Here is a 13,478-nt window from a genome sequence, read left to right on the forward strand (position 1 = left end):
CGCTGCACGCACAGTCGGCAGTCGACCTTGGAGACCAGCATGTCCAACCCCTTCCTGATGCCCGTCAATACCCAGACCTGGGCCAATGGGCGCCACATCGTTCGTTGCGTCAAGGTGATCCAGGAAACCTGGGACGTGCGCACCTTCTGCTTCATGGCCGACCAGCCCATTCTGTTCTTTTTCAAGCCAGGCCAGTTCGTGACCCTGGAACTGGAAATCGAAGGCCAGCCGGTGATGCGCTCGTACACCATCTCCAGCGCGCCGTCGGTGCCGTACAGCTTTTCCATCACCATCAAGCGAGTGCCGGGCGGGCGCGTTTCGAACTGGTTGCACGATACCCTGCACGAGGGCCAGGAGCTGGCGGTACATGGCCCGGTCGGGCTATTCAATGCCATCGACTTTCCGGCACCGAAGATTCTCTATCTCAGCGGTGGGGTCGGTATCACGCCGGTGATGTCGATGGCGCGCTGGTTCTACGACACCAACGCCAACGTCGACATGGTTTTCGTGCACAGTGCGCGTTCGCCCAAGGACATCATCTACCACCGCGAACTGGAGCACATGGCCTCGCGGGTCGACAACTTCAGCCTGCACATCATCTGCGAGAAGCATGGGCTGGGTGAGCCGTGGTCGGGCTACCGTGGCTACCTGAACCACAAGCTGCTGGAATTGATCGCGCCCGACTTCATGGAGCGCGAGGTGTATTGCTGCGGGCCGACCCCGTACATGACTGCGGTCAAGCGCCTGCTGGAAGCCGCCGGCTTCGACATGACCCGTTACCACGAGGAATCGTTCGGCGCCACGCCGCCCGAGGCGCGCGCCGACGCCGTGGAACAGGCCGAGCAGGCCGCCGATGCGCCGGAAGTGGACGTCTCGGAACTGCACCTGGTGGAGTTCACCGCCAGCGGCAAGAGCATCCGCGTGGCGCCGGGCGAAACCGTGCACGCAGCGGCTTCCAAGCTCGGGATGATGATTCCCAAGGCCTGCGGCATGGGCATCTGTGGCACCTGCAAGGTGCTCAAGCTGGGAGGCGAGGTGGAGATGGAGCACAACGGCGGCATCACCGAGGATGACGAAGCCGAGGGCTACATCCTGTCCTGCTGCAGCGTGCCGAAGGGAGATGTGCGCATCGAGTTCTGATGTGCGATTGCGATGTCAGTCGTGGTTTCGGACGACTGCATCGAGGCCAGACGCGGCTTGCGCCGCTGCTACAGGGGGTCGCGGTGTTTCTGAACGACTGCGTCGAGGCGGGACGCGGCTTGCGCCGCTGCTACAAGGTATTGCGGTGCATCTGAACGCCTGCGTCGCGGCCGGACGCGGCTTGCGCCGCTGCTACAGGGGGTCGCGGTGTTTCTGAACGACTGCGTCGAGGCGGGACGCGGCTTGCGCCGCTGCTACGAGGTATTGCGGTGCATTTGAACGACTGCGTCGAGGCGGGACGACGAGGCATTGCGGTATTTCTGTAGCAGCGGCGCGAGCCGCGTCGGCGGTGCGCGCGGTGTCTATGAGTGAACGCGTGAAGGCGCCTGGTGCTTACACCTTGAAGCGCGCCACCAGCCCATTCAGATCCACTGCCAGGCGCGCCAGTTCGCCGCTGGCCGCCGTGGTCTGCGCCGAACCTGCAGCGGTCTGCACCGACAGGTCGCGAATGTTCACCAGGTTGCGGTCCACTTCGCGCGCCACCTGGGCCTGCTCTTCGGCAGCGCTGGCAATCACCAGGTTGCGTTCGTTGATCTGCACGATGGCGCCATTGATCGTCTCCAGCGCCATGCCGGCACCCTTGGCGATGTTGAGGGTCGACTCGGCGCGCTCGGTGCTGTTGCGCATCGAGTCCACGGCTTGCTCGGTGCCACCCTGGATGCTGCCGATCATGCGCTCGATCTCGCTGGTCGACTGCTGGGTGCGGTGCGCCAGCGCGCGGACCTCGTCGGCCACCACGGCAAACCCGCGGCCTGCCTCCCCAGCACGTGCCGCCTCGATGGCTGCGTTGAGCGCCAGCAGGTTGGTCTGGTCGGCCAGGCCACGAATCACGTCCAGCACCTTGCCGATGTCGCGCGACTCGGTTGCCAGGTTGCCAATCAGCTCGGCGGTGCTCTGCACGTCGCCGCTCATGCGTTCGATGGCGCTGACGGTTTCCATGACCAGGTCACGGCCATCGCTGGCCGACGTGGTCGCGTCCTTGGACGCCTCGGAGGTGCTCACGGCGTTGCGTGCCACTTCTTCGACCGCACTGGTCATCTCGTTGACTGCAGTGGCGGCCTGTTCGATCTCGTTGTTCTGTTGAGTCAGGCCGCGAGCACCTTCGTCGGTGACGCTGTTGAGTTCCTCGGCAGCCGATGCCAATTGGGTCGCCGAACCGGAAATGCGCTGCAGGGTATCGCGCAGCTTGCCCTGCATCTTCTGCATGGCCAGCAGCAACCGCGCGGCTTCGTCGCGCCCCTCGGCATGGATCGGCCGGGTCAGGTTGCCTTCGGCAATTGCCTCGGCCGCCACCAGTGCCTGGTCGATCGGCCTGACGATGCTGCGGGTCAACAGCCAGGCAAACAGGAACGTCAGCAGGGTCGCCACGATCAGCATGCCCACCACCCAGGTGAACGCCGAGCGGTATTCATCCTCGGCTTGCTGATTGATCTCGCGGGTTTGCACATTGTTGATCTTGACCAGTTTCTCGAGCACGGCATTGACCTGCTCGGAATTGCTCAGCATGTCGCTGTTGAGCATGGTCCGCAGCTCTTCCACCTGACCGTTGGCCGAAAAGCTCTTCATGCGAGCTTCGAGCTGGCGATACTGGCCCAGCAAACGCTTGTAGTCATCGTAGGCCGCCTGCTCTTCGTCATTGGAGATCATTTTCTCGTAACGGGCCTGGGCCTGGTTGATCTGCTCGTTGCGCTGGTCGAACAGCTGCACGGTTTTCTGCTGGATGTCGGCTTCGCGATTGAGCAACAAGCGGTACGACAGCACACGCAGGCGCAGCGTCAGCTGGGTCAGCTCGTCCAGGCTGGTGATGCTGGGTACGGTGTTGTTCTCGATGTTCTGGCCGGCGGCGCGGATGTGGCTCATCTGGACCAGGGAAAACACCCCGAGCACGATCATCAGCACGCCGATGAGGGAGAAACCGAGCAGCGCGCGCGGGGCGATGTTCATGTTGCGTAAAGACATGTGAGGTTACCGAAAGGTAGGGCGCGTCCGTGCGACACAAGAAAGGGCTGCACGGCTTATCGGTCGAATGTAAAAAGTCTGAAGGGGACAAATTGCCGCAGGTGATGCGCGTCATCGCGAACGCTCAAGCGATGAAGACCGATGAACGGGACGAACCGAACAGCGATTTGGGGGTCCATCGGGGTCCTATCAAAGCTGGCCCGGGCGAGGTTTTTTCTTTATCGTTCGCGCCCCTGACAAAGTGTTGGAAATAGCAAATGTTGGAAGCATCCCTGAATCAATTGGAAAGCCTGGTAAACGACCTGGTCAAGCACAACCGGGAACTGGCCGAACGCAATGCCCAGCTGGCCGGCGAGCTGGCCCAGGCCAAGGATGACAACGACACGCTGCAGCTCAGTCTGCTGGAACAGGAAGAAAAGCAGGGCGCAACCACGGCGCGTATTCAAGCACTGGTCGAGCGTGCTACCGCGGCGGCGGTATGAACCTTGACGACGGGGTTGAGGTCTTCTCGATCCTGGGCAACGAATATTCAGTGAAAGCACCGCCCGGCGAACAGCAGGCGCTGCGTCAGGCGTTCGGCATGCTCGAGCGCACGCTGGCGCAGACCAAGCGCAGCCATCCGACATTGATCGGCGACCGCCTGCTGGTGCTGGCCGCGCTGAATCTATGCCAGCGCCAGGTCGAGCTGAGCCAGGGCCACGCCCATGCCATGGACCAGTGCAAAAGCAGGATCGACGCCCTGGTGAGTCGCTGCAGCGATACGCAGGACTGATTCAGCCAAGCGGCCGGGTGGTGCTGCTGCGCAGATCACCGCCCAGCCCTCGCCGGTGGCTTGTTGTTCTTTGCTCTGCGAAAATCCTCATACTTTTCTGCCGGATGTTGACATGACTCCCCTCAAGAACGACCGCTTCCTGCGTGCCCTGCTCAAGCAGCCCGTTGACGTCACCCCGGTGTGGATGATGCGCCAGGCCGGACGCTACCTGCCCGAGTACCGCGCCAGCCGCGCCAAGGCCGGTGACTTCATGAGCCTGTGCAAGAACCCGTCGTTCGCCTGCGAAGTCACCATGCAGCCGTTGGAACGCTACCCGCTGGATGCGGCCATCCTGTTCTCCGACATCCTCACCATCCCCGATGCCATGGGCCAGGGCCTGTACTTCGAAACCGGCGAAGGCCCGCGCTTCAAGAAGGTCGTCAGTACCTTGGCCGACATCGAAGCGCTGCCGATCCCCGATGCGCATCAGGATCTGGGCTACGTCATGGACGCGGTCAGCACCATCCGCCGCGAACTCAACGGCCGGGTGCCGCTGATCGGCTTTTCCGGGAGCCCCTGGACGCTGGCCACCTACATGGTCGAAGGCGGTTCGTCGAAGGATTTTCGCAAGACCAAAGCCATGCTCTACGACCAGCCCCAGGCCATGCACCTGCTGCTGGACAAGCTGGCGCAGTCGGTCACCAGCTACCTTAATGGCCAGATCATGGCCGGGGCCCAGGCGGTGCAGATCTTCGATACCTGGGGCGGCAACCTGTCGGCCGCGGCGTATCAGGAATTCTCCCTGGCCTACATGCGCAAGATCGTCAGCGGCCTGATCCGCGAACACGAAGGGCGCAAGGTGCCGGTGATCCTGTTCACCAAGAACGGCGGCCTGTGGCTGGAAAGCATCGCCGACGCCGGCGCCGACGCGCTGGGCCTGGACTGGACCTGCGACATCGGCGAAGCCCGTCGCCGCGTTGGCCACAAGGTCGCCCTGCAGGGCAACATGGACCCTACCGTGCTGTACGCCAAGCCCGAAGCGATTCGCACCGAAGTGGCGCGGATCCTCGCCAGCTACGGGCAGGGCACAGGCCATGTGTTCAACCTCGGCCACGGCATCACCCCGGAAGTCGATCCCGAGCATGCCGGCGCGTTCATCAACGCCGTGCATGAGTTTTCAGGGCAATATCACGGCTGACATCCTTCCGTGTTGAATCTTGACGCGGCTTGCACCGCTGCTACAGAAACACCCGCCCCTGTAGCAGCGGCGCAAGCCGCGTCGGCGGCGTACGCGGTACATCTGGACGCTCGCGTTGAAACCTGACGCGGCTTGCACCGCTGCTACAGAAACACCCACCCCTGTAGCAGCGGCGCAAGCCGCGTCGGCGGTGCATGCGGTTCATTTGGACGCCCCCACCGGCTGCAACTTCGCCAGCCTCGCCGCCACCACCAACGCCACCGTCAACAACCCCGCAATGAACCCGCCCACACCCGTCCAGCCACCGTAGTGCCAGGCCATCCCTCCCGCCGTCCCGGCCACGCTTGACCCCGCGTAATAACTGAACAGGTACAACGAAGACGCCTGCCCCTTGGCCGTCAACGCACGCCGTCCGATCCAGCTGCTGGCCACCGAGTGCGCACCGAAAAAGCCAAAGGTGAACATCAGCATCCCCAGCAGGATCACGGGTACCGGATTGAACAGGGTCACCAGCAGGCCTGCGAACATCAGCACGATGCTCATCCAGAACACCCTGCGTCGGCCATGCTTGTCGGCCAGCGAGCCCACCTGCGCCGAGCTGTAGATGCCGGCCAGGTACACCACCGACAGCAGCCCCACCAGCGCCTGGCTCATGTGGTAGGGCTCGGCCAACAGGCGGTAGCCAATGTAGTTGAACAGCGTCACGAAGCTGCCCATCAGCAGGAACGCTTCGAGAAACAGCCAAGGCAGGCCGGCATCCTTGAAGTGCATGGTGAAGCCTTCCAGCAAGCCACGTGGGTTCATCTTGCGGGGGCGGAAGTTACGCGATTCCGGGAGGATCCTGACGAACACCGCCGCTGCGACCAGAGCCAGGCCGCCGACCACCAACAGTGCAGTGTGCCAACTGACGAAGTCGATCAGCACGCCGGTGATCAGGCGTCCGCTCATGCCGCCGATGGCGTTGCCGCCAATGTACAAACCCATTGCCAGACCGATGTGTTGCGGATGAATTTCCTCGCTCAGGTAGGTCATGGCTACCGCAGCCAGGCCGCTCAGGCTCAATCCGGTCAAGGCGCGCAGCAACAGCACGCCGTCCCAGGTGGGCATCAAGGCACTGCCGAGGGTGCACAGCGCTGCGCTGAACAAGGCTGCCACCATCACCGGCTTGCGTCCTACACTGTCGGAAATCGGCCCGGTGATCAGCAATCCGATGGCCAGCATCCCGGTAGCCACCGACAGCACCAGGCTGCTCTGGGCGGCGTTGATGCCGAACTCGTGGGACAGGATCGGCATCATGGGTTGCACGCAATACAGCAGGGCAAAGGTGGCGAAGCCGCCGCTGAACAGGGCGAGTACCGTGCGCAGGAACTGCGGGGTGCCTTTTTCGATGTACTGCTCGTTGAACTGAGCGGCGTTTTGATGGGAGGTATCAACAGCTTGCGCAGCAGGCGCGACAGCAGTTTTCACGGTGACCTCGGGAGGGGGGCGGCAGGAGTTGAAAAACTATATAGCTGGCTAATGATTTCTGCCAACACTAGCACCGAGACTGCAGGAAATTGTAGGAAAAATCCGAGAATGAACGTCCCGGCGTGCTAGCAACTGTAATATTCTGGCCGCTACACTCGAGGCTTTGCCTGTCATGGAGGGATATAGATGCGGCGCGTGGTGTTCAATCAGAAGGGCGGCGTAGGCAAATCCAGCATTGCCTGCAACCTGGCGGCCGTCAGTGCCAACGAGGGCTTTCGCACGTTATTGATCGACCTCGATGCCCAGGCCAACTCTACCCAGTACCTCACCGGGCTGACCGGTAACGATATTCCGATGGGCATCGCGGACTTCTTCAAGCAGATCCTGTCGTCGGGTCCGGCCAGCAAGAAAGGCAAGGTGGATATCCATCAAACGCCCTATGACAACCTGCATGTAGTCACGGCTTCGGCGGAGTTGGCTGATCTGCAGCCCAAGCTGGAAGCCAAGCACAAGATCAACAAGCTGCGCAAACTGCTCGACGAGCTCAGTGAAGATTATGATCGGATCTATATCGACACCCCGCCGGCGCTGAATTTCTATGCGGTGTCGGCGCTGATCGCTGCGGATCGGGTGTTGATTCCCTTCGATTGCGACAGCTTTTCCCGGCATGCGCTCTATGGTCTGCTGAGTGAAATCGCTGAGTTGAAAGAGGACCACAACGAGGGTCTTGAAGTCGAAGGTATCGTCGTCAACCAGTTCCAGCCTCGGGCCAGCCTGCCTCGGCAGATGCTCGACGAACTGATCGCCGAGGGCCTGCCCGTGCTGCCGGTGTATTTGAACAGCTCGGTCAAGATGCGCGAGTCCCATGAGCTGAATATCCCATTGATCTACCTGGACCCGCGACACAAGCTGACCCAGCAGTTCGTCGAGCTGCATGACCTGCTCGAACAAGCCTGACCTCCCACCCCTGTGATCGACTGTGGGAGCGTTCTGCGGCCGCGAATCAGGCACCGCGATCTGCCTGATCCACCGCGGCGTTCGCTGACGCGGCTTGCGCCGCTGCTACGGGCACCGCGATCCGCCTGACCTACCGCGCCGTTCGCTGACGCGGCTTGCGCCGCTGGCGCACGCACCGCGATCAACCCAAGGGCGGGCCTTGCTCAATCCCCTGTAGCAGCGGCGCAAGCCGCGTCCGGCCTCGATGCGGTGCATCAGGTTGCTACAGGTTGGCGATACCCTGGGCACCGAGCCAGGCCAGCAACTGTGGCAACGGCATCGCGCCGCTCTGCCGCGCCACTTCTCGACCATTCTTGAACAGGATCAAACTCGGTATCGAGCGGATGCCAAGCTGCGTGGACAGCTGCGGGTTGGCCTGGCTGTCCAGCTTGGCCAGTCGGCATTGGCCCTGCAGTTGCTTTGCCGCCTGCTCGAACACCGGTGCGAAGGATTTGCATGGCCCGCACCAGTCGGCCCAGACGTCCACCAGCAGCGGCAGATCGCCCTTGATCTGGCTGGCATAGTCACCTTGAGTCAGCTCGAAAGGTGTATCGAGCAACACCGCCGCCTTGCACCGCCCGCATTTTGGCTGGTCGGTCAGGCGCAAAGCAGGAATGCGGTTGAGCCCGTTGCACTGCGGGCAGGGGATTACCAGTGAGTCGCTCATGTCCGGCTCCGATTTGAAAGATGGCCCCTGCGTATCTGGAGGCAGAAAGATCGGTTATCAACCCAAGCGCCACAGCCTACTCCGTAGGAGCGGTCATCGGCCGCGAAGGGCAGGATGCGGTCTGCCTGATGCACTGCGGTGCAGCGTTCGCGGCCAGTGTTGCTCACGACGAACAACTGATCTCCAGATGCTTGCCCCACTCCGGTGGCCGTTCGGCGTAACTTTCCATGCCCGGCTGCGCTTCGAATGGATTGCAAAGCACTTGGTGCAGGCGGCGCACCTCCGAATAGTCACCGTCTTCGGCCGCATCGATGGCTTTTTGCGCCAGGTAATTGCGCAGGATGTACAACGGGTTGACCTGGTTCATGCGTTCCGTGCGGCCTTCCACCACATCGCGCTCCATGCGCGCCTGGTAATCGCCTGCCCAGGCATCGAAGCCCTGGATATCGACGAAATCGTCGCGCAGTACGGCCAGCGAGCCGTCCTCACCCAAGCGGCGGAAGAACAGGTTGTAGTCCACACCGCTGTTCTGCATCAGCCCCAGCAGGCGTTCGAGCAACACCTTGTCGCCCTCTTCGGCCAGGGTGAAACCCAGTCGCCGCCGCATGATGTCCAGCCAAGCCGCCTCGTACAGTGGCAAGAACAACGCCAACGCCTCCTGCAGCGCCTCCACGCTGATCAGCGGCGTCAACGACTGAGCCAGCGCGCTCAGGTTCCAGTGCGCCACGGGCACCTGGTTGCTGAAGCTGTAGCGGCCTTGATGGTCGGAGTGGTTGCAGATGAAATTCGCATCGAAATCGTCGAGGAAGGCGTACGGCCCGAAGTCGAAGGTAATGCCCAGAATCGACATGTTGTCGGTGTTCATCACCCCATGACAAAACCCGTAAGCCTGCCACTGGGCGATCAGTTCGGCGTTGCGCTCGACGACTTCGCGGAACATGTCGAGGTAGGGTTCGGGCTGGGTTGCACAGCCGGGGAAGTGGGCTGCCAGCACATGGTCGACCAGCTGTTTCTGCAGTTCGGGTTGGCGCGTGTAGTAGAAGTACTCGAAGTGCCCAAAACGCACATGGCTGGGGGAAAGGCGCAGGAGCATGGCAGCGCGTTCCTGTTTCTCGCGCCACACCGGGGTGTCCGATGCAATCACGCACAGTGCGCGACTGCTGGGAATGCCCAAGGCATGCAAGGCTTCGGAAGCAATGAACTCGCGGATCGAGGAGCGCAGCACCGCCCGGCCATCGCCCATCCGCGAGTAGGGCGTCTGCCCGGCACCCTTGAGGTGCAGGTCCCAGTGCTCGCCGGCCTCGTTGTACACCTCGCCCAGCAGCACCCCGCGGCCATCGCCCAGCTGTGGCGTGTAACCGCCGAACTGATGGCCCGAGTAGATCATCGCCCGTGGTTCGGTCTCGCTCCACAGTTTGTGCCCGCTGAACAGCTCGGCGAACAGTGGCGTCCGGGCGCATGCCGGGTCCAGGTCCAGCAGGCTCATCGCCGCATCGCTGGCCACTACCAGCCGTGGGTTGTCGATCGGCTCGGGCAGCACGTGGGTGGAGAAAACGTCGCCCAGGCGGGCGAAGCGGTTGTCGAAGATCAGTTCGTCGAGGCCTTTCATGTGCGTTCTCCGTTGGCGCGGTGCGCTCAATCAAGTTTCGAGGGCGGTGGCTTGGGTGCTTCCACGGCCTGGGGTGCGCTCGGTGGCTCGGCCGGCGCAGGCGTCGTCGCCGGCTGCAGGGTGCCGGCACTTTCTCCAGGCTCGGCGGGCACCAGCTTGTACTCGCGGCCGGTGGTGTTCTTCAGGTAGATCTCCATTTGCCGGAACGAAATGTTGATGTTCTGGCGCTTGAATTCCTTGTTGATGAAGCGGTTGATCTCGTCCAGGACCGGGTTGCGGTCACCCAGGTCACGCACGTGCATGCGCAACTCGTGGTCCAGGGTGCTTTCGCCGAAGTTGAGGAAATACACCAGTGGCTCCGGGTCCTTGAGCACCCGCGGGTTGTCCCGCGCAGCCTTGAGCAGCAGGGTGCGCACCAGGTCCAGGTCCGAGCCGTAGTCCACGCCCAGCTTCAACGTCACCCGGGTGATGGTGTCGGTCAGCGACCAGTTGATCAGTTGCCCGGTGATGAAGGTCTTGTTGGGGACGATGATGTCCTTGCGATCGAAGTCGGTGATGGTGGTGGCGCGAATGCGGATCTTGCTCACCGTTCCCGACAGGTTGCCGATGGTGATGGTGTCGCCGATGCGCACCGGGCGCTCGAACAGAATCATGATGCCGGAAATGAAATTGGCGAAGATCTCCTGCATGCCGAAACCCAGCCCTACCGAGAGCGCCGCGACTAGCCACTGCAGCTTGTCCCAGCTCACCCCCAGGGTCGACAGCGTGGACACGAAACCCACCCCGGCGATCACGTACGACAACAACGTCGTGGTGGCGTAGGCGCTGCCCTGGGCCAGGTTGAGCTTGGACAGCACCAGCACCTCCAGCAGCCCCGGCAGGTTGCCGGCCAGCACGAAGGTGATACCGATGATCACCGCCGCACCAATGAAGTCGCTGAGGCTGATCGGCACCATGCTCATGGCCGCGCCGGTGCCGCTGGTGTACTCGTACAGGGTGATGTTGTCCAGATAGGCGAACACGCTGATCAAATCGCTCCAGACCCAGTACAGCGCGCCGATGAAGCCGGCCAGCAAGGCCAGACGCACCAGGCGCAGGGACTGCTGGTTGACCTGCTCGATGTCCAGGGTCGGCTCTTCGGCGACTGCTTCGCCTTCGCCGCTGTCCTTCGCCGTCTGCCGCTTGGCCAGTGCCCGTTGGTAGGCCAGGCGCCGGGCGGCGACGCTCAGGCCACGCACGAATGCGGCTTCGATGACCAGCCAGATCATCAGCAGATACAGGGTGTCGATCAGCCGGTCGGTGAGCTTGAGCGCCGTGTAGTAGTAGCCAAAACACACAGCCACGAACAGCGCGATCGGCAGCGCGGTGAACAACAGGCCGATGGTACGGCGGAACAGTGAAGCGCTCTTGTGGGTCGGGCTGCTGACCAACAAGCGTCCCAGCAGCCAGGCCATCAATGCGTAGCAGGTCAGCACCACGGCAATGCCGAGCACGTCATCCGCCAGCGCCGAGGGTTGCAGTTCGGCCACCGCCACCACCGACACCAGCGCCAGCACGACGAAGCCCAGCCGGCGCACCCAGCCCTGGAGGAAGGCCACCTGCGCACGCTCCCAGCGAAAATGCAGCTCGGCCACGCCGCCGGGGGCAAGGATGCGATAGGCGGTGTAGAACACCAGCCAGGCCTGGGCGATCTGCAACATGGCCGCGCCAAGACCGGCATTCTGCCCGCGAGCATCGATCAGCAAGGCGTAGCCGCACAGGGCCAGGCCCAGGGCCATGGGCATGGCCAGCAGAATGTTGATCAGAATCGCCGCCGGTGTGTGCCATTGCCGGTCGCGCTTGAAGTGACCGATGTCCTGATGCACCGCATTGAGCTTCTGGTAGAGAAACTTGCGCTTCCACTGCAGCAGGCCGATCACCAGCAGCAGGGGCAGGAACAGCAACGGCCGCTGCACCAGGCCATCGGTCAGTTCGCTTACGCTCGATGCCCAGGGCAGGGTGGTGACCTGGTTTTCCAGGCGTCGCGGCACGGCTTTGAACCACTCGTCATCCAGCGGCTTGTTACTGGGGATCCAGAACATCTGCTCGTCCAGCGTGGCACGCAGGCCTTGCGCGGTGCTGAGCAGTTGCTTCTGATTGAGCTGCAGAGTGATCGACTCGTTGAGCAGTGCGCTCAGCTCCCGGTTCAGGCGTTCGAGCAGGTCGCTGCGGGTGACCGCCAACTCCAGCAGGCTTTTGCGCAATTGCGGCGCGTTCTGGTCCTGTGGCTGATTGACCATCAGGTTGTCCACGTACGCCGCCGGGTTGCCGATGGCTTCGCGCTGCTGGTTGACTTCGAACTGATACAGGCGGATGTCGGCGATCTCGTCGGCCAGGTCGCGATCGACCTTCAAGTGCGGCAACGCCTGCTTCTGTTTGTAGAGAATCTTGGACAGCAACAGGCTGCCCTTGAGCACGCTGATCTGCTCGTCCAGGGCCTGGTCGCTCTGCGTCACGCTGTCCAGCTGCTGGCGGGTCTTGAGGTTCTGCTGGGTCAGCTCGTTGAGCCGGTCGGTGCTGCGCAGCAGGTAGTCGGACAGCTTGACGTTGGTCGCACTCTCCGTGGCCAGCACGCTGCTGCCGCCGGCTTTCTGTGCTTCCAGCGACTGCTTGGTGACGGTTTCCTGGGACTGCGCCAGGCGCTTCTGGTTGATCAGCGTCTGCAGGTCCTGGATTTCCTGCTCCAAACGGGTGGTCTTCTCCAGCACCAGGTCGTGACGGGCATTGCCCAGGTCCTGCAGGGTACTGTTGCCGGCCAGCTCCTGGCGGCGCAGGTAGATCAAGGCATTGATCGACGCCTGTTCGGCCGCCAACTGGTTGCGCGTGTCGGGGGTCAGCGCCTTGCCGTCGTTCTTGCCCAGCTTGAGAATGCCGCTGATCTGCTGGATACGGTTCTGGCTGGCGCTGATTTCGGTCTGCGCGCGTTCCGGGCGGGTCTGCGCGGTGATGATCAGGCTGTTGGCATCGGACAAGGCCTTTTGCAATTCGCCCTGCTCGGTGGTGCGCTCGCTGAAGATCTGCTCCAGCTGCGGCACGCTCAAGGTGGCATAGCGCTGGCTCACAGGGATGATCGGCATGCCCTTGAGACGGCTCAGCTCGCGCTGCGCCTCCAGGGTCTGCTTCGGCGCATCGGCCAGTTGCTGCTTGAGCTCGGCCAGCTTGCGCTCATTGTCGGCCTGGTTGCCAAGCAGCCCCAGGGTCTGCTCGAACGCCTGCTGCAGCGCCTTCTGGTCGGCTTCTGGCAGCTTGCGCTCGGCGATCTTGTCGAGGTTCTGTTGCACCGTTTCACGGTTGAGGGGGTCGGCAGCCTGAACGCCGGCGACAGCCATGCACAGCCCCAGCAGGGCTGCGGAAAGAAAATTGCGCATAGGTTAGACGTCGTACAGCTCGAAGAGAGATGGGCAGTTTAGAGGAAGAGCCCAGGCCCTGGACGACTTCCTTCGCGGAATTTGACGCCCACTTTCATGATCCGGTTCCCGTGCATGACCGCATTGCCTGACGCAGGCCAGGCTATGTCATGTGAACAGTCCGGTTTATGCGCCTTCGGTCCGTCACACAGTCTCGGGCGGGGCCGGACTGCGGCCCCGACCAA

10 protein-coding genes and 1 pseudogene are annotated in these 13,478 nt (G+C 62.6%); 5 read left to right on the forward strand and 6 right to left on the reverse strand.

Features of this window, described 5'->3' with window-relative positions:
- Nucleotides 1-39 precede the first annotated feature (39 nt).
- Entirely contained in the window at nucleotides 40-1,140 is a 1,101-nt protein-coding gene (gene gbcB, locus IFU31_RS13220) for a glycine-betaine demethylase subunit GbcB (protein ID WP_122480122.1), read from the forward strand.
- Between the two features lie 393 nt (nucleotides 1,141-1,533).
- On the opposite strand, the gene IFU31_RS21890 is transcribed toward gbcB, so the two are convergent.
- Together IFU31_RS21890 and IFU31_RS21895 are read right to left on the reverse strand one after the other, a co-directional pair.
- The gene (locus IFU31_RS21890; RefSeq protein ID WP_425312018.1) at nucleotides 1,534-2,406 is read right to left on the reverse strand and encodes a methyl-accepting chemotaxis protein; all 873 of its coding nucleotides are present in this window, start codon (nucleotides 2,404-2,406) and stop codon (nucleotides 1,534-1,536) included.
- Nucleotides 2,389-3,159: pseudogene (locus IFU31_RS21895) on the reverse strand (MCP four helix bundle domain-containing protein); the annotation flags it as partial. The pseudogene IFU31_RS21895 and the gene IFU31_RS21890, both read right to left, overlap by 18 nt.
- A 257-nt stretch (nucleotides 3,160-3,416) precedes the next feature.
- On the opposite strand from IFU31_RS21895, the gene IFU31_RS13230 reads away from it, so the two are divergent.
- The 3 genes from IFU31_RS13230 (at nucleotide 3,417) to hemE (ending at nucleotide 5,108) form a co-directional block, all read left to right on the forward strand.
- On the forward strand, nucleotides 3,417-3,641 hold the full coding sequence (locus IFU31_RS13230) for a hypothetical protein (protein ID WP_192103211.1): 225 nt from the start codon (nucleotides 3,417-3,419) through the stop codon (nucleotides 3,639-3,641).
- On the forward strand, nucleotides 3,638-3,931 hold the full coding sequence (locus IFU31_RS13235; RefSeq protein ID WP_122479777.1) for a cell division protein ZapA: 294 nt from the start codon (nucleotides 3,638-3,640) through the stop codon (nucleotides 3,929-3,931). Before IFU31_RS13230 ends, IFU31_RS13235 begins: the two co-directional genes overlap by 4 nt.
- A 112-nt stretch (nucleotides 3,932-4,043) precedes the next feature.
- Entirely contained in the window at nucleotides 4,044-5,108 is a 1,065-nt protein-coding gene (hemE, locus tag IFU31_RS13240; protein ID WP_185794776.1) for a uroporphyrinogen decarboxylase, read from the forward strand.
- A gap of 201 nt (nucleotides 5,109-5,309) precedes the next feature.
- On the opposite strand, the gene IFU31_RS13245 is transcribed toward hemE, so the two are convergent.
- Entirely contained in the window at nucleotides 5,310-6,575 is a 1,266-nt protein-coding gene (locus IFU31_RS13245; RefSeq protein ID WP_122479775.1) for an MFS transporter, read from the reverse strand.
- 186 nt (nucleotides 6,576-6,761) lie between these two features.
- Here IFU31_RS13245 and IFU31_RS13250 point away from each other — a divergent pair, with 186 nt between their 5' ends.
- Entirely contained in the window at nucleotides 6,762-7,532 is a 771-nt protein-coding gene (locus IFU31_RS13250) for a ParA family protein (protein ID WP_192103212.1), read from the forward strand.
- Between the two features lie 262 nt (nucleotides 7,533-7,794).
- Here IFU31_RS13250 and trxC read toward each other — a convergent pair whose 3' ends face one another.
- The 3 genes from trxC to mscK form a co-directional block, all read right to left on the reverse strand.
- Nucleotides 7,795-8,238 (reverse strand): thioredoxin TrxC, encoded by a 444-nt coding sequence (trxC, locus tag IFU31_RS13255; RefSeq protein ID WP_122479773.1) that lies wholly within the window; start codon nucleotides 8,236-8,238, stop codon nucleotides 7,795-7,797.
- Between the two features lie 163 nt (nucleotides 8,239-8,401).
- A complete protein-coding gene (selO, locus tag IFU31_RS13260; protein WP_192103214.1) occupies nucleotides 8,402-9,847 on the reverse strand; it encodes a protein adenylyltransferase SelO in 1,446 nt (481 codons plus the stop codon).
- A gap of 26 nt (nucleotides 9,848-9,873) precedes the next feature.
- Nucleotides 9,874-13,254 carry a mechanosensitive channel MscK gene (gene mscK / locus IFU31_RS13265; protein ID WP_192103216.1) on the reverse strand — a complete coding sequence of 1,127 codons (3,381 nt, stop codon included), beginning with the start codon at nucleotides 13,252-13,254 and terminating at the stop codon, nucleotides 9,874-9,876.
- Nucleotides 13,255-13,478 lie beyond the last annotated feature (224 nt).

This window comes from Pseudomonas sp. CFBP 13602 (assembly GCF_014842725.1).
Classification (GTDB): domain Bacteria; phylum Pseudomonadota; class Gammaproteobacteria; order Pseudomonadales; family Pseudomonadaceae; genus Aquipseudomonas; species Aquipseudomonas baltica.